Consider the following 21727-nt stretch of genomic DNA (forward strand, 5'->3'; position numbering starts at 1 on the left):
CTTTCCTGTTTGCCCTGATGTGGTTGTCCCTGTTTTCTGGCGGTCCGTAGCCGTGCGACATGATGTCCCGAGTCTTTCACTTTTGCGTGGGAATGCTCTAACTTCATAACTTCCGTGACTGTCCAGAACCCAAAGCAGGAGAGCCAAGCCAATGCTGGGGTTTGAAGCTTTAGACCTGGCGCGCTTCCAGTTCGCCTTTACCGTTTCCTTTCATATTCTTTTTCCCGCCTTTTCGATCGGCCTTGCAAGTTACCTGATGGTACTGGAAGGGCTGTGGTTAAAAACGGGTAACGAGATTTACCATAATCTGTACCGCTTCTGGGTGCGCATCTTTGCCGTGGTTTTCGGTCTGGGGGTTGTCTCCGGTGTGGTCATGGCCTATGAGTTCGGCACCAACTGGAGCGGCTTTGCCGAAAGGGCAGGCGACATTACCGGGGTGCTGTTGACCTATGAGGTGCTGACGGCCTTTTTCATGGAAGCCGGCTTCCTTGGCATCATGCTGTTCGGTGAGGGCAGGGTCAGCAAGCGACTGCATTTTTCGGCAACCTGCCTTGTGGCCGTTGGTACCCTGATTTCGATGACCTGGATTTTGATGTCCAACAGCTGGATGCAGACGCCTGCCGGCTATGAGGTCATCGATGGACGCTTTGAGCCTGCCAGCTGGCTCGAGATCATGTTCAACCCATCCTTCCCGTATCGCATTGTCCATATGGGGCTGGCTGCCTTTATCTCGGTCGGATTTGTTGTTGGCGGTGTCGGCGCCTATCACCTGTTGCGCAACCGTCATGACCAGGCGGCGCGCAAGATGTTCTCCATGGCAATGTGGGCCATTCTGGTCGCCCTGCCTGTACAGATCATTGCAGGCGACATGCATGGCCTGAATACGCTGGAGCATCAGCCGGCCAAGGTGGCAGCGATGGAAGGCCACTGGGAGAACGAGCCTGATCAGAAGGGTATGCCGCTGGTGCTGTTCGCTCTGCCCAGCATGGATGACGCTGCCAATCACTTTGAGCTGAAGGTTCCCTATGCCAGCAGCCTGATTCTGACCCACACGCTGGAGGGCAAGATTCAGGGGCTCAAGGACTGGCCTCGTGACGAGTGGCCTGATGTGCCACTGGTATTCTGGAGCTTCAGGATCATGGTGGGGCTGGGCATGCTGATGCTGGGCATGGGTGTTGTGGGTCTGTTCCTGCGCTGGAGAGGACAGCTTTATGAAGCGCGCTGGTTCCAGCGGATTGCGCTGTTTACGACCCCGGTGGGCTTTATTGCCCTGCTGGCTGGCTGGATTACGACAGAAGCCGGTCGCCAGCCCTGGGTGGTCTACGGCATGCTTCGCACCGAAGACGCTGTCTCAACGCACAGTGTGGGCAGCATGCTGACAACGCTGATCGGTTTTATGGTCGTCTACGCCATCATCTTTGGCATCGGGATCTACTATATGTTGAGACTGATCAGGTCCGAGCCGATGAACATGGTGCCTTCCGGAGGCCCGGGTCATGAGCGTCAGCCCAAGCGACCCATGTCGGCGGCCGACGGCAGTTTCGAAGAGCAAAATTGATTGGGAGCCATGAGCATGACAATTGATCTGCCAGTCATCTGGTACCTGCTGATCGGTTTTGCTGTCGCCATGTACGTCATGATGGACGGCTTTAGCCTGGGCGTCGGGATCCTCTTTCCCTTTATCAGGGGGGACGAGAATCGCGATGTCATGATGAATACCGTGGCACCGGTATGGGATGGCAACCAGACGTGGATGATTCTGGGGGGCGCCGGCCTTTATGGTGCCTTTCCCTTGGCGTATTCGGTCATTCTGCCCGCCATGTATCTTCCCTTGATCCTGATGCTGCTGGCATTGATCTTTCGGGGAATTGCCTTTGAGTTTCGCTTTAAATCGAACCGTTCACGCAAATGGTTTGATCTGGCGTTCAGCGGCGGCGCCATGGTGGCGACCTTTAGTCAGGGCGTCGTGCTGGGAGGTATCATCAATGGCCTGTCCGTGTCGGAGCGTGCCTATCAGGGCGGCACCTTTGACTGGTTTTCCCCCTTTGCCTTGTTCACCGGGTTGGCGCTCATGGCAGGTTATGCCCTGCTGGGCGCCGGCTGGCTGATCATGAAAACCGAAGGCGATCTGCAAAACCGGTTTTACCAGCTGGCCCGGCCCCTGACGCTGTTGCTTGTGGCATCCATGATCGTCATCAGCGTATGGACACCGCTTTCCAACGGACGCATTGCCGAGCGCTGGTTTACGTTCCCTAATATTGCCTGGTTTGCGCCGGTGCCGATTCTGGTCGCGCTGCTTTCCTGGAGTATCTGGAACGGTGTCACGCACTCTCATGAGCGGCGGCTCTTCTTCAAGGTGCTGGGCCTGTTTTTCCTCGGCCTCTCGGGGCTGGTCATCAGCTTTTTCCCCTTGATCATCCCGCCGGACATTACGCTCTGGGATGCGGCTTCGGCTCGGGCCAGCCAGTCATTCCTGATCGTTGGCTATGTCATTCTGGTGCCCATTGTGCTCATTTACACGGCCTACAGTTATTATGTCTTTCGAGGCAAGGTGCGTGCGGGTGAGGGGTATCACTAGGATCAAATCCTGCGTTCAGAGATTACAAAGGGTACCCAAAGGGGTACCCTTTTTGTTTTTCGTGCATTGCACTGGTTTCTAAAGAACAATGCCCGCCGCAACGCAGGCGGATAAAAGGATTTCAGGATATGAACGCAACGCCATGAGTGTCAGTGACCTGATCAGATTGATGAGCGATGGTGCCTTTCATTCAGGTGAGGCACTGGGCAGAGAGGTTGGCGTATCGCGAACAGCGATATGGAAACAGTTGCGCAAGCTTGAGGGGCTGGGGCTTTCTGTCGAGACGGCAAGAGGGTGTGGGTATCGCCTGCTCAATCCACCAGAGCCTCTTCAGGGTGCTGATATCGTGGCCAACCTGTCACGTTCGGCACGCCAGTGTCTCAAACACCTCTTTGTGGAAGATTCGATCGGTTCTACCAACACCTTTCTGCTGGAGCGCTTTGCTCAGGGCGCCGGACACGGCGAAGTCTGTCTCGCCGAATGGCAGAGTGCCGGGAAAGGGCGGCGTGGCCGGTCGTTCTACAGTGAATGGGGCGGCAATATTCACTTCTCCATCGGCTGGCAGTTTGAAAGCGGGGTGGGGGCACTGGAAGGACTGAGCCTGGCGGTGGGTGTCATCATGGCTGATCTTCTGTCAGAGCGGGGGATAGATATTCAGCTGAAATGGCCCAACGACCTGCTGGTCTCAACGGCTTCGGGAATGTCCAAGCTCGGCGGCATTCTTGTCGAAGTTCGGGGCGATACCTCAGGGCCCTGTCAGGTAGTGATTGGAATAGGGGTCAACGTTCGTCTCTCTGAAAAGGGGAGGGCGGGTATTGAACAGTCGGTGACGGCCCTTGCTGATCTGGCGCCCGATATATCGCGTAATGCCCTGGTCAGCGCCATGATCGAGGCGCACATGCAGATGCTGGGGCGCTTTGAGGAGACGGGGTTCACCGCCTGGCGTGATCGCTGGAACGATTATCACGTTTACCGGAACAGACCGGTTCAGATCTATCAGGGCAGTACTGTCAGCGAGGGTATTGCAAAAGGGGTCGATGACACAGGCAATCTGATTGTCAGTATCGATGGTGAGGACAGGCGCTTTGCCGGTGGCGAAGTCAGTTTGCGTGGTCGTTCATGATTCTGGATCTGGATATTGGCAACACATTGTCGAAATGGCGTCTAAAGGATCGAAAGAGCAGCGAGATTCGGGCTCGGGGGGCCATGTGGACGCGTGATGAATGGCGCTCGGGTGCCGATATCCCTGATCTGGACATCGTCGATATCATTCGCATCTCGAATGTGGCGCGCCAGGATGTGCTTGAAGACACGGTCAGGCTTTTAAAGCGCCGCGTCGATAATATACACATTGCGCATTCTTCTTTCGAAGCCCTGGGGATCCGTAACGGATACGACACGCCTGAACGATTGGGGGTGGATCGCTGGCTTGGCGTACTTGCCGGGTATCAGCTCACGGGGGGGTGCTGTACCGTGGATTGTGGCAGTGCCATTACCATGGATACAGTGCTGCCGGGCGGGCAGCACATCGGGGGGTATATCATTCCGGGGCTCCGGCTCATGAAAGAGAGTCTCAAGCTCGGAACCCGCAAGGTAGTGATTGACCCCGAGCAGGACGCGCTCCATGTACTCGCACCCGGCACCAACACCGTGGATGCCGTCAATCACGGCGTTTTCATGGCTGCCATCAGCGCGATTAACCGTCTTTATATGGAAGTCTGTGACAGTCAGGGCATGGCGCTGCCCCTGTTGATTACCGGGGGGGATGCAGCAATCGTATCGCGTGGGCTTCGCTTGCCGCATGCCCATTGGCCGGACATGGTGTATGCAGGCCTTGAGGCTCTTTTTCCGATAACGTCTGCCGAAGGGCAGGGGGTACTGGCCGGTATGCCTGAAGTGGTCAAGCCAGCGAATTTAACGGAAATGCGCAAGGCGCTTGCGTTTACGCGAATGCTCTGACAGAATGCGCCGCGTTCCAGAAAGCAGGATATATCGTAAAACAGTACGATATGAATGCAGAAGGGAACAAGGCTTGACAGGCCTTCTTGGATCGGTATAATTTGCCGCCAAGTTGGAGGGATTCCCGAGTGGCCAAAGGGAGCAGACTGTAAATCTGCCGCGCGAGCTTCGGAGGTTCGAATCCTCCTCCCTCCACCAAGATTTTTTTCGATTGCGCGGCAATCGAAAGATTGGGTAAGCGGGCATAGTTTAATGGTAGAACCTCAGCCTTCCAAGCTGATGATGCGGGTTCGATTCCCGCTGCCCGCTCCAGTTGTGAAGAGTTATGCTCATGTAGCTCAGGGGTAGAGCACACCCTTGGTAAGGGTGAGGTCGACGGTTCAATTCCGTCCATGAGCTCCATTCAGGGCGAGCCGTAAGGGTCGCCCTTTTTAGTCCAATGTGCAGGTTGTCGTGCCTTGGGCTTTTTGGTATCGTGCTCACCGCTCGCAAAGGTGATTACGACGACGATGTTACAGGCCAGTGGCTCAATTGGCAGAGCAGCGGTCTCCAAAACCGCAGGTTGGGGGTTCGAGTCCCTCCTGGCCTGCCAGTCTTCCTCAGATTGGCAGCTTTTGTGTGTAAATCGATTGCCGCACTCCTGAGGAGTTTTCTTCCCCATGAAACAGACCGCCGAAGTGCAGGATACCCGTTTTGATGCGCTCAAGTGGGCTGCTGCTGTGGTGCTTGTCGCTGTTGCGGTAGCGGGTAATGTCTATTTTGCCGATCAACCGATGATTTATCGTGTGGTCGGCGTTGTCGTGCTGGTTGTGGCCGCTCTGGGTATTGCGCTGACAACCGGTCGAGGGCGTGAACTGACCTCGCTTGCCAAAAACGCGAAGAAGGAAATTCAGCGTGTTGTCTGGCCTACCCGTCAGGAAACCTTTCAAACCACCGCTATCGTGCTGGGTGCAGTTGTCATCGTGGGCCTGTTGCTCTGGCTGATTGATATGTTCTTCGGTTGGCTGGTGTCGACTCTCATTGGTTAGGAGCTTGCATGACTAAGCGCTGGTACGTTGTCCACGCCTACTCTGGTTTTGAAAAGCAGGTCATGCGCTCATTGATTGAGCGCGTGAAGCTTTACGAAATGGAAGACCATTTCGGCGAGATACTGGTGCCTACGGAAGAAGTCGTTGAAATGCGCGATGGGAAGCGTCGCAAAAGCGAACGCAAGTTTTATCCCGGTTACGTGCTGGTTGAAATGGCGATGGATGACCGCAGTTGGCACCTCGTTAATGAAACGCCCAGGGTAATGGGGTTTATCGGCGGAACGCCCGAGAAGCCCGCTCCTATTACGCCCAATGAGGCGGAAGCCATTCTGCGTCGTGTTCAGGATGGTACTGAAAAGCCACGACCCAAGACCATGTTTGATGCAGGCGAGACCGTTCGGGTTGCCGATGGTCCCTTTGCAGATTTCAATGGCGTGGTTGAAGAAGTCAATTATGAAAAGAGCCGTCTGCAGGTCAGTGTGCTGATCTTCGGGCGCTCTACGCCCGTTGAGCTTGAGTTCTCGCAGGTCGAGAAAATTTAGGCTTGAAGGGTGCTGGTGATGCAGCAACGCTGCATCGATAGTCCGGGAAGCCGCAAGGCGCTATTACCCAATCGGAGTTCATCATGGCCAAGAAAGTTCAGGCTTACATCAAGCTGCAGGTTGCAGCGGGTAAAGCCAACCCCAGTCCGCCGGTAGGTCCGGCACTCGGTCAGCACGGCGTTAATATCATGGAATTCTGCAAGGCATTTAACGCAGAAACCCAGGATATGGAAGCCGGTCTGCCGACGCCTGTCGTCATTACGGTCTATTCCGACCGCAGCTTTACGTTCATCACCAAGACGCCCCCGGCGCCGGTGCTGCTCAAAAAGGCTGCAGGCATCAAGTCCGGCTCTGGTGAGCCGAACAAGAAGAAGGTCGGTACAGTCACACGTGAGCAGATTGAAGAAATCGCTCGCACGAAAGAGCCTGACCTGACGGCTGCCGATCTTGAAGCTGCATTGCGTACCATTGCTGGTACTGCTCGCAGCATGGGCCTGAACGTGGAGGGTCTCTGATCATGGCCAAGCTTTCCAAGCGTATGAAGCTGATTCGCGATCGTGTTGATGCTTCGCGTGTCTACAGTGTTGATGAAGCGACTGCACTGCTGTCCGAGATTTCCTCCGTGAAATTCAAGGAAAGTGTAGAAATCGCCGTCAATCTGGGTGTTGATCCGCGTAAATCGGATCAGGTTGTACGTGGTGCTACCGTGCTGCCCAACGGCACTGGTCGTGACGTTCGCGTTGCGGTCTTTGCTCAGGGCGCAGCAGCGGATGCCGCGCGTGAAGCCGGTGCCGAAATTGTTGGCATGGACGATCTGGCCGCCGAAGTCAAAAAGGGCAACCTTGATTTTGACGTCGTCATTGCAGCGCCCGATGCCATGCGTGTTGTCGGTCAGCTGGGTCAGATTCTGGGTCCGCGTGGCCTGATGCCTAACCCCAAGGTCGGCACCGTTACGCCTGACGTTGCGACTGCTGTCAAGAATGCCAAGGCAGGTCAGGTGCGCTTCCGTACCGACAAGAACGGCATTATTCATGCGGGCATCGGCAAGGTCGATTTCACGCCTGAAGCCCTGCGTGGCAACCTGGAAGCACTGGTCAATGATCTGAAAAAGCTCAAGCCCAGCACTTCCAAAGGCGTTTATATCAAGAAGGTTTCCCTGTCCACGACCATGGGTCCTGGCGTTACCGTCGATCATTCCTACCTGAACTGATCGATATTTACCGATTGCTTTGCGGTCCCCGTGCCCGTGGTGGAACGGGGCGCCGTCAAAGACCGCAGGTGTCGTCCCAAGGGGCGGCTTAATCATTTGCCCTGAGCAGGTGGCCTGCGCAGATGGCGCCTGTTGCCAACCGGCAACACGCCATCATCCACTCTGTTGTATGTCCTCAGCAGATGGTAACCACGATGGCCATCCTTCCGGGTGGCTGACACGAGGAGTGAAGATATGCCCCTGGGTCTTGAAGACAAGAAGGCAATTGTCGCTGAGGTCAGCGAAACTGCCGGACAGGCGCTCTCCGTTGTCGTAGCCAATTCTCGCGGTGTCGACGTGAGCGCCATGACGGCGCTGCGTAAAAAGGCTCGCGATAACGGCGTCCAGCTGCGCGTTGTGCGTAACACGCTGGCACGTCGCGCCCTGCAGGGCACTTCATGGGAGTGCCTGAACGAGACTTTTGTTGGTCCGTCTCTGCTGGCGTTTTCTCTTGAGCATCCGGGCGCCGGCGCGCGTCTGCTCAGGGATTTCGCTCGCGAACAGCCCAAGTTTGAAGTCAAGGCGCTGGCCTACGAAGGCGAGCTGATCGATGCGAAAGATATCGATCGTCTGGCAAGCCTGCCGACCTACGACGAAGCTATCGCCAAGCTGATGTCCGTCATGAAGGAAGCTTCTGCCGGCAAACTGGTACGCACGCTTGCAGCGCTGCGCGATCAGAAGCAGGAAGAAGAAGCGGCCTGATCGACGTATCATCTAGGCAAATTTCATCGGGCAGTCATTTGCCCCGCAAAGTACAGGAATATAATCATGGCACTGAGCAAAGAAGACATCATCAACGCTGTTGCTGAAATGTCCGTCATGGAAGTCGTCGACCTGATTGAGTCGATGGAAGAGAAGTTCGGCGTTTCTGCCGCTGCAGCTGTTGTTGCAGGTCCGGGCGCCGGCGGCGAAGCTGCTGCTGTTGAAGAACAGACCGAGTTCGATCTGATCCTGACAGCTGCCGGTGACAAGAAGGTTAACGTCATCAAGGTAGTTCGTGAGATCACCGGTCTGGGCCTGAAGGAAGCCAAGGGCGCTGTTGACGGTGCTCCGGCAACCATCAAGGAAGGCATGTCCAAGGACGATGCCGAAGCGGCCAAGAAGAAGCTGGAAGAAGCTGGCGCTTCCGTGGAACTCAAGTAATCAGTGTTCTGCCTGAAAGCGTTATAGCATGACGGCTGGTGGCGGTCAGATGAGCTGACCGCCGCCGGCCTTTTTCTGTTGCCGGATGGGCTTAGCGTGCTTATTACACACCGCGAGTACGCTAAGGCGATCCGGAAAACTTCAAGCGGCGAGCTTTCTTCCAGGGAAGCTTGCCGTTGGCGCCTGATGGAGCCAATCCGCTGGTGTACCGATCACGCCAGTCACTCATGGTGAACAAGCTGGGGACTACAGATGGCTTACTCATACACTGAGAAAAAACGCATCCGCAAGGATTTCAGCAAACTGCCCCAAGTAATGGATGTGCCTTATCTACTGGCCATCCAGCTTGATTCCTATTATGACTTCCTGCAACAGGATCGTGCCCCTGAAGGTCGCCATGATATTGGTTTGCATGCCGCCTTCAAGTCCGTGTTTCCGATTGAAAGCTTTTCGGGCAACGCGGCACTCGAATATGTCAGCTATCGCTTCGGCACTCCTGCCTTTGATGTCAAGGAATGCCAGCTGCGAGGCGTGACCTATTCCGCACCCCTGCGTGTCAAGGTACGTCTGATCATCTACGATCGCGAGTCTTCGAACAAGGCGATCAAGGATATCAAGGAGCAGGAAGTCTACATGGGGGAAATCCCCCTGATGACCGAGAACGGTACCTTTGTGGTCAACGGTACCGAACGCGTTATTGTTTCTCAGCTCCACCGCAGCCCGGGCGTGTTCTTTGATCACGACAAGGGCAAGAGTCACTCGTCGGGCAAGCTGCTGTACTCGGCACGTGTGATTCCTTATCGCGGCTCCTGGCTCGACTTCGAGTTTGACCCGCGCGACAACGTGTTTGTCCGCATCGACCGTCGTCGCAAGCTGCCGGCAACCGTGCTGATGCGCGCGCTGGGGTATAATGCCGAGGATATTCTCGGTTACTTCTTCGACACCGATGTTTATCACGTCGAAAGAAACGGCTTCTCTGTTCAGCTGGTGCCGTCACGTCTGCGCGGCGAGACGGCCAGCTTTGATATGACCGACAATGATGGCAATGTCATCGTTGAAGAAGGTCGTCGTATTACCCAGAAGCATATCCGTCAGCTGGAAAAGGCGGGCATCGAGCGTCTTGACGTACCGATGGAATATCTCCTGGGCAAGACGCTGGCCAAGGATCAGGTCGATCCGAATACCGGTGAACTGCTGGTGGCCTGTAATACCGAACTGACTCTCGAGATGCTTGAAAAGCTCGGTCAGGCCGGCATTACCACCATCGAGACGCTTTACACCAACGATCTGGATACCGGATCTTTCATCTCTGACACCCTGCGTGTTGATTCCACCGGTTCGCAGCTTGAAGCGCTGGTCGAAATCTATCGCATGATGCGTCCGGGTGAGCCGCCGACCAAGGAAGCGGCTGAATCGCTGTTCAACAATCTGTTCTTCAGCGAAGACCGCTATGACCTTTCCGGCGTTGGTCGCATGAAGTTCAACCGTCGCCTGCGCCGGGATACCGACGAAGGCCCGGGTGTCCTGACCCACAACGACATTATTGATGTGCTCCGAGAGCTCATCAATATTCGTAACGGCTTTGGCGATGTCGATGACATTGACCACCTGGGTAACCGCCGTATTCGTAGTGTTGGCGAAATGGCCGAAAACCAGTTCCGTGTGGGCCTGGTGCGCGTTGAGCGTGCGGTCAAGGAACGCCTGTCCATGGCTGAAAGCGAAGGCCTGATGCCACAGGATCTGATCAATGCCAAGCCTGTCGCGGCAGCGGTCAAGGAGTTCTTCGGTTCTTCACAGCTTTCCCAGTTCATGGACCAGAACAATCCGCTGTCCGAGGTCACGCACAAGCGTCGTGTGTCTGCACTCGGGCCGGGTGGTCTGACCCGCGAACGTGCCGGTTTTGAAGTGCGTGACGTACACGCCACGCACTATGGTCGTCTGTGCCCGATCGAGACCCCTGAAGGCCCGAACATCGGTCTGATCAACTCGCTGGCCACCTACAGCCATACCAACCATTATGGTTTCCTCGAGACGCCCTACCGCAAGGTGGAAAATCGTCAGGTGACCGACGAGGTCGTGCACCTCTCGGCGATCGAGGAAGGCGACTTCATCATCGCTCAGGCCTCGGCCACGGTCGATGAGAATGGTCAGCTGATCGACGACCTGGTTCAGGTGCGTCACAGGGGTGAGACAACCTTCATGGCACCTGACAAGGTGACCCTGATGGATGTGTCGCCGCGCCAGGTCGTGTCGGTGGCTGCTGCCCTGATTCCGTTCCTCGAGCACGATGACGCCAACCGCGCCCTGATGGGTTCGAACATGCAGCGTCAGGCGGTGCCGACCCTGAAGGCCGACAAGCCTCTGGTCGGAACCGGCATGGAACGTTTCGTGGCACGCGACTCCGGCGTCTGCGCCGTCGCTCGACGCGGCGGTCTGGTAGACTCCGTGGACGCCAAGCGTATCGTTATCCGGGTCAATGAAGATGAAATCATCGGCGGTGAAGCCGGGGTTGATATCTATAACCTGACGAAGTACGTGCGTTCCAACCAGAACACCTGTCAGAACCAGCGCCCGATCGTGCGCCAGGGAGACCATATTGCCATTGGCGATATTCTGGCAGACGGCCCGTCTGTAGATACCGGCGATCTGGCCCTGGGTCAGAATATCCGTATCGCCTTCATGCCCTGGAATGGCTACAACTTCGAAGACTCCATGCTGATTTCGGAGCGCGTGGTTGAAGAGGATCGCTTTACCACGATCCATATTCAGGAACTGACCTGCGTATCGCGCGATACCAAGCTGGGCGCCGAGGAAATTACCTCGGATATTCCCAACGTGGGCGAAGCGGCACTGGGCAAGCTTGATGAATCCGGCGTGGTCTACATTGGCGCCGAGATCAATCCGGGCGACATTCTGGTTGGCAAGGTAACGCCAAAGGGCGAAACCCAGCTGACACCGGAAGAGAAGCTGCTGCGAGCCATCTTTGGTGAGAAGGCCAGTGATGTGAAGGATACATCGCTGCGTGCTTCCACCGGAATGCGCGGTACGGTCATCGACGTTCAGGTCTTTACCCGTGACGGCGTTGACAAGGATGCGCGTGCGCTTTCCATCGAGCAGCAGCAGCTTGACGAAGTGCGCAAGGATCTGCAGGAAACCTATCGCATCGCCGAGAATGCGACCTTTGAACGTCTGCAGCGCACGCTGTCCGGTCAGCCGGTCAACGGTGGCCCGAGGCTTTCCAAGGGCGATGTGGTCACCGACGAGTATCTCGAAGAGCTGCCGCGCTCTCAGTGGTCGAAGATCCGCATGCAGGATGAGGCGCTCAATGAGCTGCTGCATCAGGCCGACGAGCAGCTGGAAATTCGTCGCAAGGAGATGGAGGAGCGTTTCGAGGACAAGAAGCGCAAGCTCACTCAGGGCGATGATCTGGCGCCGGGCGTTCTGAAGATCGTCAAGGTGTATCTGGCCGTCAGGCGTCGTATCCAGCCCGGTGACAAGATGGCCGGTCGTCACGGTAACAAGGGTGTTATCTCGGCCATCATGCCGGTTGAAGACATGCCGTTTGATGACGAGGGCACACCGGTCGACATCGTGCTCAACCCGCTGGGTGTTCCATCGCGCATGAACGTCGGTCAGATTCTTGAAACGCACCTGGGCATGGCGGCTCATGGTCTGGGCGTCAAGATCGAGCGCATGATGCGAAATGCACGTGAGCAGCAGCTCACCGAGATTCGCGCGTTCCTGCATCAGGTGTACAACACCAGTGGCGGGCGCCAGGAAAACATTGATGAGCTGACCGACGATGAAGTTCTGGCCCTGGCCAAGAACCTCTCGGGCGGCGTGCCCATTGCTTCTCCGGTGTTCGATGGTGCCCATGAGCAGGAAATCAAGGGCCTGCTCCGTCTGGCCGATCTGCCGGACTCCGGTCAGATGGCACTGTACGACGGTCGTACCGGCGAGAAGTTTGATCGCCCGGTGACGGTGGGTTACATGTACATGCTCAAGCTCAACCACCTTGTGGATGACAAGATGCATGCGCGTTCCACCGGCTCGTACTCGCTGGTTACTCAGCAGCCACTTGGCGGCAAGGCGCAGTTCGGCGGCCAGCGCTTCGGTGAGATGGAAGTCTGGGCACTTGAAGCTTATGGCGCCGCCTATACGCTGCAGGAAATGCTGACGGTCAAGTCCGACGATGTCGAAGGTCGTACCAAGATGTACAAGAGCATCGTCGACGGTGATCACAGCATGCAGGCGGGTATGCCTGAATCCTTCAACGTACTGGTCAAGGAAATCCGCTCGCTGGGTATCGACATCGAGCTGGAAGGCTAAACGCCGCCTTTACCCTATGAAGGTCCGCGGGGCCCCGATTAATCGGGCCCCGCTCATGACAACTCCGCAACGGAGCCGACCCCATGAAAGATCTGGTCAAAGTTCTTAAATCGCAGGCGCAGTCCGAAGAGTTTGATGCCATTCGGATTTCGCTTGCTTCTCCGGACATGATCCGCAGCTGGTCGTTTGGCGAGGTCAAAAAGCCCGAGACCATTAACTACCGGACGTTCAAGCCAGAACGCGATGGCCTGTTCTGTGCCAAGATTTTTGGTCCGGTCAAGGATTACGAGTGCCTGTGCGGCAAGTACAAGCGCATGAAGCACCGCGGCATCATTTGTGAAAAGTGCGGCGTTGAAGTCACCAAGGCGTCCGTACGTCGTGAGCGGATGGGCCATATCGAGCTGGCTTCTCCTGTCGCGCATATCTGGTTTCTGAAGTCGCTGCCGTCACGTATCGGCATGCTGCTGGACATGACGCTGCGCGATATCGAGCGTGTGCTGTATTTCGAGTCCTTCGTGGTCATCGATCCCGGCATGACAACGCTTGAGCGTGGTCAGCTGCTCAACGATGAGCAGTATTTCGAAGCGCTTGAAGAGTTCGGCGATGACTTTGATGCCCGCATGGGTGCCGAAGCCGTTCAGGCGCTGCTGTCCGACATCGATCTGGGTGAAGAGATCGATCGTCTGCGTGAAGAAATTCCGCAGACCAACTCGGACACCAAGATCAAGAAGCTTTCCAAGCGTCTCAAGCTGCTGGAAGCCTTCTACCGTTCGGGTAACCACCCGGGCTGGATGGTCATGGAAGTGCTGCCGGTACTGCCGCCGGACCTGCGTCCGCTGGTACCGCTGGACGGCGGCCGCTTTGCGACGTCCGATCTCAACGACCTTTATCGTCGTGTGATCAACCGTAACAACCGTCTCAAGCGACTGCTGGATCTGTCTGCACCGGACATTATCGTGCGCAACGAAAAGCGCATGCTGCAGGAATCGGTTGATGCCCTGCTGGACAACGGTCGTCGTGGTCGCGCCATTACCGGCTCGAACAAGCGTCCGCTGAAGTCGCTGGCCGACATGATCAAGGGCAAGCAGGGACGTTTCCGTCAGAACCTGCTGGGCAAGCGCGTCGATTACTCCGGCCGTTCTGTCATCACCGTGGGTCCGACACTGCGTCTGCATCAGTGCGGTCTGCCCAAGAAGATGGCGCTTGAACTGTTCAAGCCGTTCATCTATTCGAAGCTGCAGGGCAGCGGTCAGGCCTCTACCATCAAGGCCGCCAAGAAGCTGGTCGAGCGTGAAATGCCCGAAGTCTGGGACATTCTTGCCGACGTGATTCGTGAGCATCCGGTGCTGCTTAACCGTGCGCCGACGCTTCACCGTCTGGGTATCCAGGCGTTCGAGCCGATGCTGATCGAAGGCAAGGCGATTCAGCTGCACCCGCTGGTCTGTGCGGCCTACAACGCCGACTTTGACGGCGACCAGATGGCCGTACACGTGCCGCTGACGCTGGAAGCCCAGCTCGAAGCGCGTGCACTGATGATGTCGACCAACAACGTGCTGTCGCCGGCCAACGGTGATCCCATCATCGTCCCATCGCAGGACGTTGTACTGGGTCTGTATTACATGACCCGCGAGCGCATCGGTGCCAAGGGCGAAGGCATGGCCTTCTCTGACCTCAATGAGGTTGAGCGCGCCTTCGGTACCCAGAGCGTCGATCTTCATGCTCGCATTCGTGTTCGTCTAAGCGAATGGGCGCGTGATGAAGAGAGCGGTGAGCTGGTCGAGCAGGTCTCGGTCAAGGACACCACCGTGGGACGTGCGCTGCTGTATCGCATCGTGCCACGCGGCATGCCGTTCGAAATGGTCGACAAGTCCATGAAGAAAAAGGCGATTTCCCAGCTGATCAACGCCGGCTATCGTCTGGTGGGTCTGAAGGAAACCGTCATCTTTGCCGACCAGCTGATGTACACCGGTTTCCGTCTGGCGACCTGGTCGGGCGCCTCCATCGGCGTTAACGACTTCGTGATTCCCGACTCCAAGAAGGAGATCATCGAAGCGGCCGAGGACGAAGTGAAGGAAATCGAGGATCAGTTCTCCTCGGGCCTTGTGACTGCCGGCGAGAAATACAACAAGGTCATCGATATCTGGTCCAAGGCGAACGACAAGGTCGCCCGTGCCATGATGACCGGTATTTCCAAGGAAACGGTCACTGATCGCGAAGGCAACAAGGTCGAACAGGACTCGTTCAACAGCGTTTTCATCATGGCCGATTCCGGTGCCCGTGGTAGTGCGGCCCAGATTCGTCAGCTGGCCGGTATGCGTGGTCTGATGGCCAAGCCGGATGGCTCGATCATCGAAACGCCGATCACGGCCAACTTCCGTGAAGGTTTGAACGTACTCCAGTACTTCATTTCGACGCACGGTGCTCGTAAGGGTCTGGCGGATACGGCACTCAAGACGGCCAACTCCGGTTATCTGACGCGCCGTCTGGTCGACGTGGCTCAGGACGTGGTTGTCACCGAGGTCGATTGCGGCACGGAAGAAGGTCTGACGCTACATCCGGTTATCGAGGGTGGCGATATTATCGTCTCGCTGGCCGAGCGTGTTCTGGGTCGTGTTGTGGCCCGCGATGTTGTGGATCCGCAGACGCAGGAAGTACTGATCCCGCGTAACACGCTGCTGGACGAAGCATGGTGCAATCGTCTCGATACCATGGGTGTTGACGAGATTGTGGTGCGCTCGACCATCACCTGTGAAACGGCGCATGGTGTCTGCTCTTCCTGCTATGGGCGCGATCTGGCCCGTGGCCACGTGGTCAACGTGGGTGAGTCGGTGGGTGTCATTGCGGCACAGTCGATCGGTGAGCCGGGTACTCAGCTGACCATGCGTACCTTCCACATCGGTGGTGCGGCCTCGCGTGCTTCGGCCGTGGACAGTGTCCAAGTCAAGCATGGCGGCAGCGTTCGACTGCACAACATGAAGCATGTTGAGCGCAGCGACGGCAAGCTGGTTGTGGTCTCTCGCTCCAGTGCGCTGGCCGTTGCCGATGAGCATGGCCGTGAGCGCGAGTACTACAAGCTGCCCTATGGCGCCGAGCTGTCCATCAAGGACGGTGCGCAGGTTGAGCCCGGCCAGGTGGTTGCCAAGTGGGATCCGCACACGCACCCTATCGTTTCGGAAGTGCAGGGTCGCATCCAGTTCACCGACATGGAAGAAAACGTCACCATCAACAGAAGTGTTGATGAAATGACGGGGCTTTCCTCCATTGAGATCATCGAGTCCGGTAACCGTCCGACGTCCGGTCGCGACAAGCGCCCGATGATCATGCTGCAAAACGAGCATGGTGAAGCAGTCTCCCTGCCAGGTTCCAATACACCGGTACAGTACATGCTGCCCGGTAATGCGATTGTTTCCGTTGACGATGGCTCTGCGATCGGCATCGGTGAAGTTGTCGCTCGTATTCCGGTGGAAGCGTCCGGTAACAAGGACATCACCGGTGGTCTGCCGCGCGTTGCCGACCTGTTCGAAGCGCGCAAGCCCAAGGAAGCCTCGGTGCTGGCTGAAGCCACGGGTACCATCACCTTCGGCAAGGAAACCAAGGGCAAGCGTCGTCTGATGATTACGCCTGCCGATGGTGACCCGATCGAAATGCTGATTCCCAAGTGGCGTCAGATTGGTGTCTTTGAAGGTGAGACCGTTGAGCGTGGTGAGGTCATTTCCGATGGCCCCAGTAACCCGCATGACATTCTGCGTCTGCTGGGTGTGAGTGAGCTGGCCAAGTACATCACCGCAGAAATCCAGGACGTCTACCGTCTGCAGGGCGTTGGTATCAATGACAAGCACATCGAAACCATCGTGCGTCAGATGCTGCGCAAGGTAGAGATCATCGATGCTGGAGACAGTACGCTGATTCCGGGCGATCAGGTTGAACTGGTCCGTGTACTGGCGGAAAACGAGCGGTTGCATGAGCAGGAGAAGTTCCCTGCCAAGTACGACCGTGTTCTGCTGGGTATTACCAAGGCATCGCTGGCGACCGAATCCTTTATTTCGGCAGCGTCCTTCCAGGAGACTACCCGCGTACTGACCGAAGCGGCTGTCACCGGCAAGCGCGACTATCTGCGTGGTCTGAAGGAAAACGTGGTGGTTGGTCGCCTTATCCCCGCAGGCACGGGGCTTACCCATCATGCCGAACGTCGTCGCAGGAAGGAGGGTGCCAAGCGTGATCCGCATCCTTCTGCCTTCGATGTCGAACAGCAGCTGGGTGAGCATCTGACTGCGCTGGATGCCGACGACGACCTCTAGGGGGATACAGGGTCCTGCGTCAGTTATGGCGCAGGACTTGACGCCCTTGCGGGCGAACCCTTAGAATTCGCAGCCTTTAACAGTAGGGGCAGGTGCGTCCTGTCTCTGCTGTTTTGTATCATCATCATTGGAGCGAGCCTTTTATGGCAACGATTAATCAGCTGGTGCGCAAGCCCCGCAAGCGCCCGCAGGCCAAAAGCGATGTCCCTGCGCTGCAGGCATGCCCGCAGCGCCGCGGCGTTTGTACGCGCGTTTATACGACCACGCCCAAGAAGCCGAACTCGGCGCTTCGTAAGGTCTGCCGTGTTCGCCTGACCAACGGTTACGAAGTGGCTTCGTATATCGGCGGTGAAGGTCACAACCTTCAGGAACACTCCGTGGTTCTGATCCGTGGCGGTCGAGTAAAGGATCTTCCGGGTGTGCGCTATCACACTGTTCGCGGTGCGCTGGATACTTCTGGTGTTCAAAACCGTAAGCAGTCGCGTTCGAAGTACGGCACCAAAAAGCCGAAATCCTGATCGGTATCTACTTAATTTACACGGTCTGATAAGAGTAAGGCCGGGCAGCGCACCTTGAGGTGTTTGGTCCCGGGTTTACCTGAAAGACTCTTCTGACTGAGGGCTTATCATGCCTAGAAGACGTATTGCGGCGAAGCGCGACATCCTGCCGGATCCCAAGTTCGGAAGCGAGCGCCTGGCCAAGTTCATGAACCATCTGATGATCAGCGGCAAGAAATCCGTCGCCGAGCGCATCGTATATGGTGCGCTGGATCGGGTTGCCGAACGCTCCAATGATGAGCCGCTGGACATTTTCGACAAGGCACTGGAAGCCATCCAGCCCATGGTCGAAGTTAAATCACGTCGTGTTGGCGGTGCTACCTATCAGGTGCCCGTTGAAGTGCGTCCTTCCCGTCGTCATGCGCTGGCCATGCGCTGGCTGGTGGACGCGGCACGTAATCGTGGTGAGAAGACCATGGTGCAGAGGCTGGCCGGCGAAATGCTGGATGCGGCTGAAGGCAAGGGTGCTGCTGTCAAGAAGCGTGAGGACGTCCATCGTATGGCAGAAGCCAACAAGGCCTTCTCTCACTACCGCTTCTAATAGAAGCGCCTTCAGGCGAAGGCGCTTCCAACTACAGGATACGCTATCGTGGCACGCAAGACTCCTCTTAAGCGCTACCGCAATATCGGTATCTGCGCCCACGTTGATGCCGGCAAGACAACGACAACCGAACGTGTGCTTTTCTACACGGGTCTTTCTCACAAGATCGGTGAAGTGCACGAAGGTGCCGCTGTCATGGACTGGATGGAGCAGGAGCAGGAGCGTGGTATTACCATCACCTCTGCTGCCACCACCTGTTTCTGGAGCGGCATGAATCAGCAGTTCGATGAGCATCGCATCAACATCATCGATACGCCCGGGCACGTTGACTTCACCATTGAAGTTGAACGCTCCCTGCGTGTTCTTGATGGCGCGATCGTCGTGCTGTGTGGCAGCTCCGGTGTTCAGCCGCAGACCGAAACCGTATGGCGCCAGGCCAATCGCTATGAAGTTCCCCGCATGGTCTTCGTCAACAAGATGGACCGCGCCGGTGCCGACTTCTTCATGGTGGTGGATCAGATGCGCAAGCGTCTGGGCGCCAACGCTGTGCCGATCCAGATCAACTGGGGCGCAGAAGACGAATTCAAGGGCGTCATCGACCTTCTCCAGATGAAGGCCATTCTCTGGAATGAAGAAGACAAGGGCATGACCTATGACCTCGTCGACATTCCGGAAGAGCTGCAGGAAACGGCTCAGGGATGGCATGAGCATATGGTTGAGGCTGCAGCCGAATCTTCTGAAGAATTGATGGAAAAGTACCTTGAAGAAGGTGAACTTTCCGTTGAGGAAATCAAGGCCGGTCTGCGACGTCGTACGCTGGACAATGAAATTGTTCTGGTCACCTGTGGCTCGGCGTTCAAGAACAAGGGCGTTCAGGCCATGCTGGATGCCGTCGTTGAATATCTGCCGTCGCCCACCGAGGTCAAGGCCATCGAAGGTGAGCTTGATGATGCTGCTGGCACCATCGAGACGCGTGAAGCGGATGACAGTGCACCGTTTTCGGCACTGGCATTCAAGATCGCAACTGACCCCTTCGTCGGAACGCTGACCTTCATTCGCGTATACTCGGGTGTGCTGAATTCCGGCGACCAGATGTATAATTCGGTGAAGGACAAGAAAGAGCGCGTTGGCCGTATCGTTCAGATGCACGCCAACAGCCGTCAGGAGATCAAGCAGCTTTACGCGGGCGATATCGCTGCCTGTGTTGGCCTCAAGGATGTCACGACCGGCGACACGCTCTGTGATCCGAATTCCAAGATCGTGCTGGAGCGCATGGAGTTCCCGGAACCGGTTATTTCGGTGGCCGTTGAACCCAAGTCGAAGGCTGACCAGGAAAAGATGGGTATCGCTCTGGGCAAGCTGGCTCAGGAAGATCCCTCGTTCCGCGTCAAGACCGACGAAGAAACAGGGCAAACCATTATCTCCGGTATGGGTGAGCTTCACCTGGACATTCTCGTTGACCGCATGCGTCGCGAGTTCAAGGTGGAAGCCAATATCGGCAAGCCTCAGGTGGCCTATCGCGAGACGATCAAGAAAAGCGTCGAGCAGGAAGGCAAGTTCGTTCGTCAGTCCGGTGGTCGTGGCCAGTTCGGTCATGTTTACCTGCGCATTTCGCCGCTGACAGACGAAGACCGTGGGGACGATCCGGAAATGACCTTCAAGTTCAATTCCGAGATTGTAGGTGGTGCAGTACCCAAGGAATATGTGCCGGCAGTCGAGAAGGGTGCCTTTGAGCAGCTGCAGAACGGTGTCATCGCCGGTTATCCGATGATTAACGTCAAGGTTGCGCTGTATGACGGTTCCTATCACGACGTCGACTCCAATGAGAATGCCTTCAAGGTTGCCTCATCGATGGCAATCAAGGAGGGCGCACGCAAGGCCGGAGCAGTTCTGCTCGAGCCGGTGATGAGCGTTGAAGTGGTAACACCCGAAGATTTCATGGGTGATGTCATGGGCGACCTTAACCGTCGGCGCGGTCTTGTTCAGGGTATGGATGACACTATTTCCGGTAAGGTTATCCGTGCCATGGTGCCGCTGGGTGAGATGTTCGGTTATGCGACCGATCTGCGTTCTCAGACCCAGGGCCGCGCAAGCTACTCCATGGAGTTTGCGAAGTACGATGAGGCACCGTCCAGCATCGTCGAAGCCGTCATTAACCAGAAATGATAACCGTTAGCTGACAAAGAGGTTATAGCAGTGGCCAAGGAAAAATTTGAACGTTCCAAACCGCATGTAAACGTAGGTACCATCGGTCACGTTGACCATGGCAAGACTACGCTGACTGCGGCCCTGACACGTGTTTCTGCCGAAGTGTTTGGTGGTGACTGGCGTGAATTCTCTACCATCGACAACGCTCCTGAAGAGCGTGAGCGTGGTATCACGATCTCAACAGCACACGTTGAGTATCAGTCCGAAATGCGTCACTACGCGCACGTTGACTGCCCGGGTCACGCTGACTACGTCAAGAACATGATCACCGGTGCTGCCCAGATGGACGGCGCTATCCTGGTCTGTTCTGCCGCTGATGGCCCGATGCCGCAGACTCGCGAGCACATCCTGCTGTCTCGTCAGGTCGGCGTTCCGTTCGTCGTTGTCTTCCTGAACAAGGCTGACATGGTCGACGATGAAGAGCTGCTCGAGCTGGTAGAGATGGAAGTTCGTGAGCTTCTGTCCGAGTACGACTTCCCGGGTGATGATACTCCGATCATCATCGGTTCTGCTCTGATGGCACTGGAAGGCAAGGACGACAATGGCATGGGTACAACTGCCGTTGCCAACCTCGTTCGCGCCATGGATGAGTACATCCCCGAGCCCGAGCGTGCCATCGATCAGCCGTTCCTGATGCCGATCGAAGACGTTTTCTCCATCTCCGGCCGTGGTACTGTTGTTACCGGTCGTGTAGAGCGTGGTATCGTCAAGCCGGGTGAAGAAGTCGAGATCATCGGCCTCAAGGACACCGTCAAGACTACCGTTACCGGTGTCGAAATGTTCCGCAAGCTGCTCGACGAAGGTCGTGCCGGTGAGAACGTTGGTGCCCTGCTGCGTGGTACCAAGCGTGATGACGTCGAGCGTGGTCAGGTTCTGGCCAAGCCGGGCAGCATCAAGCCGCATACCAAGTTCGAGTCCGAAGTCTACATCCTGTCCAAGGAAGAGGGTGGTCGTCACACGCCTTTCTTCAAGGGCTACCGTCCCCAGTTCTACTTCCGTACCACTGACGTGACCGGTACTTGTGAACTGCCGGAAGGCGTAGAAATGGTTATGCCGGGCGATAACGTCAAGATGGTTATCACCCTGATTGCTCCGATCGCCATGGAAGACGGCCTGCGTTTCGCCATTCGCGAAGGCGGTCGTACCGTTGGCGCTGGTGTTGTTGCCAAGATCGTCGAGTGATTTAACGGCTCGAAATCTAAAGGGGCCTCCGTCGGGAGGCCCCTTTGTCATATGCATGTTTGACTCTGAGCGAGTGCCTGCCTATAATGCGCATCCTTTTGAGGCGTGCGTAG

General features: G+C 56.5%; 16 protein-coding genes and 4 tRNA genes. All 20 read left to right on the forward strand.

Annotated features, from left to right (window positions below):
- The first annotated feature begins 151 nt into the window (after positions 1–151).
- The 20 genes from ACUN8C_RS02210 (at position 152) to tuf (ending at position 21614) form a co-directional block, all read left to right on the forward strand.
- Complete coding sequence (locus ACUN8C_RS02210) at positions 152–1558, forward strand: cytochrome ubiquinol oxidase subunit I (RefSeq protein WP_445620727.1); 1407 nt, start codon at positions 152–154, stop codon at positions 1556–1558.
- A 15-nt stretch (positions 1559–1573) separates the two neighbouring features.
- Positions 1574–2578, forward strand: coding sequence for a cytochrome d ubiquinol oxidase subunit II (cydB, locus tag ACUN8C_RS02215; RefSeq protein WP_445620728.1), 1005 nt, complete (start codon positions 1574–1576; stop codon positions 2576–2578).
- A gap of 142 nt (positions 2579–2720) precedes the next feature.
- A complete protein-coding gene (locus tag ACUN8C_RS02220) occupies positions 2721–3701 on the forward strand; it encodes a biotin--[acetyl-CoA-carboxylase] ligase (protein WP_445620729.1) in 981 nt (326 codons plus the stop codon).
- Positions 3698–4537 (forward strand): type III pantothenate kinase, encoded by an 840-nt coding sequence (locus ACUN8C_RS02225; RefSeq protein WP_445620730.1) that lies wholly within the window; start codon positions 3698–3700, stop codon positions 4535–4537. Before ACUN8C_RS02220 ends, ACUN8C_RS02225 begins: the two co-directional genes overlap by 4 nt.
- Before the next feature lie 114 nt (positions 4538–4651).
- Positions 4652–4735 (forward strand) — tRNA-Tyr (locus tag ACUN8C_RS02230).
- A gap of 40 nt (positions 4736–4775) precedes the next feature.
- Positions 4776–4849 (forward strand) — tRNA-Gly (locus ACUN8C_RS02235).
- A gap of 15 nt (positions 4850–4864) precedes the next feature.
- Positions 4865–4939: transfer RNA gene (locus tag ACUN8C_RS02240), tRNA-Thr, on the forward strand.
- A 114-nt stretch (positions 4940–5053) separates the two neighbouring features.
- Positions 5054–5129: transfer RNA gene (locus tag ACUN8C_RS02245), tRNA-Trp, on the forward strand.
- Positions 5130–5196: 67 nt separating this feature from the next.
- Positions 5197–5565 (forward strand): preprotein translocase subunit SecE, encoded by a 369-nt coding sequence (gene secE, locus ACUN8C_RS02250; protein ID WP_108842844.1) that lies wholly within the window; start codon positions 5197–5199, stop codon positions 5563–5565.
- A gap of 8 nt (positions 5566–5573) precedes the next feature.
- Complete coding sequence (nusG, locus tag ACUN8C_RS02255; protein ID WP_108842845.1) at positions 5574–6107, forward strand: transcription termination/antitermination protein NusG; 534 nt, start codon at positions 5574–5576, stop codon at positions 6105–6107.
- A gap of 83 nt (positions 6108–6190) precedes the next feature.
- Positions 6191–6622, forward strand: coding sequence for a 50S ribosomal protein L11 (gene rplK, locus ACUN8C_RS02260; protein ID WP_086620803.1), 432 nt, complete (start codon positions 6191–6193; stop codon positions 6620–6622).
- Between the two features lie 2 nt (positions 6623–6624).
- The gene (gene rplA, locus ACUN8C_RS02265; protein ID WP_086900771.1) at positions 6625–7317 is read left to right on the forward strand and encodes a 50S ribosomal protein L1; all 693 of its coding nucleotides are present in this window, start codon (positions 6625–6627) and stop codon (positions 7315–7317) included.
- Between the two features lie 234 nt (positions 7318–7551).
- Positions 7552–8058 (forward strand): 50S ribosomal protein L10, encoded by a 507-nt coding sequence (rplJ, locus tag ACUN8C_RS02270; RefSeq protein WP_445620731.1) that lies wholly within the window; start codon positions 7552–7554, stop codon positions 8056–8058.
- Positions 8059–8124: 66 nt separating this feature from the next.
- Positions 8125–8499: a 50S ribosomal protein L7/L12 gene (rplL, locus tag ACUN8C_RS02275; RefSeq protein ID WP_445620732.1), complete on the forward strand. Its 375-nt coding sequence runs from the start codon at positions 8125–8127 to the stop codon at positions 8497–8499.
- 252 nt (positions 8500–8751) lie between these two features.
- Positions 8752–12828 carry a DNA-directed RNA polymerase subunit beta gene (rpoB, locus tag ACUN8C_RS02280; protein WP_445620733.1) on the forward strand — a complete coding sequence of 1359 codons (4077 nt, stop codon included), beginning with the start codon at positions 8752–8754 and terminating at the stop codon, positions 12826–12828.
- An 83-nt stretch (positions 12829–12911) separates the two neighbouring features.
- On the forward strand, positions 12912–17126 hold the full coding sequence (rpoC, locus tag ACUN8C_RS02285) for a DNA-directed RNA polymerase subunit beta' (protein ID WP_445620734.1): 4215 nt from the start codon (positions 12912–12914) through the stop codon (positions 17124–17126).
- 143 nt (positions 17127–17269) lie between these two features.
- On the forward strand, positions 17270–17644 hold the full coding sequence (gene rpsL / locus ACUN8C_RS02290; protein WP_086620798.1) for a 30S ribosomal protein S12: 375 nt from the start codon (positions 17270–17272) through the stop codon (positions 17642–17644).
- A gap of 109 nt (positions 17645–17753) precedes the next feature.
- The gene (rpsG, locus tag ACUN8C_RS02295) at positions 17754–18224 is read left to right on the forward strand and encodes a 30S ribosomal protein S7 (protein WP_108842851.1); all 471 of its coding nucleotides are present in this window, start codon (positions 17754–17756) and stop codon (positions 18222–18224) included.
- Positions 18225–18272: 48 nt separating this feature from the next.
- Positions 18273–20390, forward strand: coding sequence for an elongation factor G (gene fusA, locus ACUN8C_RS02300; RefSeq protein ID WP_445620735.1), 2118 nt, complete (start codon positions 18273–18275; stop codon positions 20388–20390).
- 30 nt (positions 20391–20420) lie between these two features.
- Positions 20421–21614, forward strand: coding sequence for an elongation factor Tu (tuf, locus tag ACUN8C_RS02305; RefSeq protein ID WP_108842853.1), 1194 nt, complete (start codon positions 20421–20423; stop codon positions 21612–21614).
- Positions 21615–21727: the final 113 nt, after the last annotated feature.

The sequence above is a fragment of the Kushneria sp. Sum13 genome (assembly GCF_052692355.1).

Bases quoted from the DNA above. Each gene is read 5' to 3' on its own strand.
- ACUN8C_RS02210 (WP_445620727.1), top strand. From the start codon at position 152: ATGCTGGGGTTTGAAGCTTTAGACCTGGCGCGCTTCCAGTTCGCCTTT.
- cydB (WP_445620728.1), top strand. From the start codon at position 1,574: ATGACAATTGATCTGCCAGTCATCTGGTACCTGCTGATCGGTTTTGCT.
- ACUN8C_RS02220 (WP_445620729.1), top strand. From the start codon at position 2,721: ATGAGTGTCAGTGACCTGATCAGATTGATGAGCGATGGTGCCTTTCAT.
- ACUN8C_RS02225 (WP_445620730.1), top strand. From the start codon at position 3,698: ATGATTCTGGATCTGGATATTGGCAACACATTGTCGAAATGGCGTCTA.
- secE (WP_108842844.1), top strand. From the start codon at position 5,197: ATGAAACAGACCGCCGAAGTGCAGGATACCCGTTTTGATGCGCTCAAG.
- nusG (WP_108842845.1), top strand. From the start codon at position 5,574: ATGACTAAGCGCTGGTACGTTGTCCACGCCTACTCTGGTTTTGAAAAG.
- rplK (WP_086620803.1), top strand. From the start codon at position 6,191: ATGGCCAAGAAAGTTCAGGCTTACATCAAGCTGCAGGTTGCAGCGGGT.
- rplA (WP_086900771.1), top strand. From the start codon at position 6,625: ATGGCCAAGCTTTCCAAGCGTATGAAGCTGATTCGCGATCGTGTTGAT.
- rplJ (WP_445620731.1), top strand. From the start codon at position 7,552: ATGCCCCTGGGTCTTGAAGACAAGAAGGCAATTGTCGCTGAGGTCAGC.
- rplL (WP_445620732.1), top strand. From the start codon at position 8,125: ATGGCACTGAGCAAAGAAGACATCATCAACGCTGTTGCTGAAATGTCC.
- rpoB (WP_445620733.1), top strand. From the start codon at position 8,752: ATGGCTTACTCATACACTGAGAAAAAACGCATCCGCAAGGATTTCAGC.
- rpoC (WP_445620734.1), top strand. From the start codon at position 12,912: ATGAAAGATCTGGTCAAAGTTCTTAAATCGCAGGCGCAGTCCGAAGAG.
- rpsL (WP_086620798.1), top strand. From the start codon at position 17,270: ATGGCAACGATTAATCAGCTGGTGCGCAAGCCCCGCAAGCGCCCGCAG.
- rpsG (WP_108842851.1), top strand. From the start codon at position 17,754: ATGCCTAGAAGACGTATTGCGGCGAAGCGCGACATCCTGCCGGATCCC.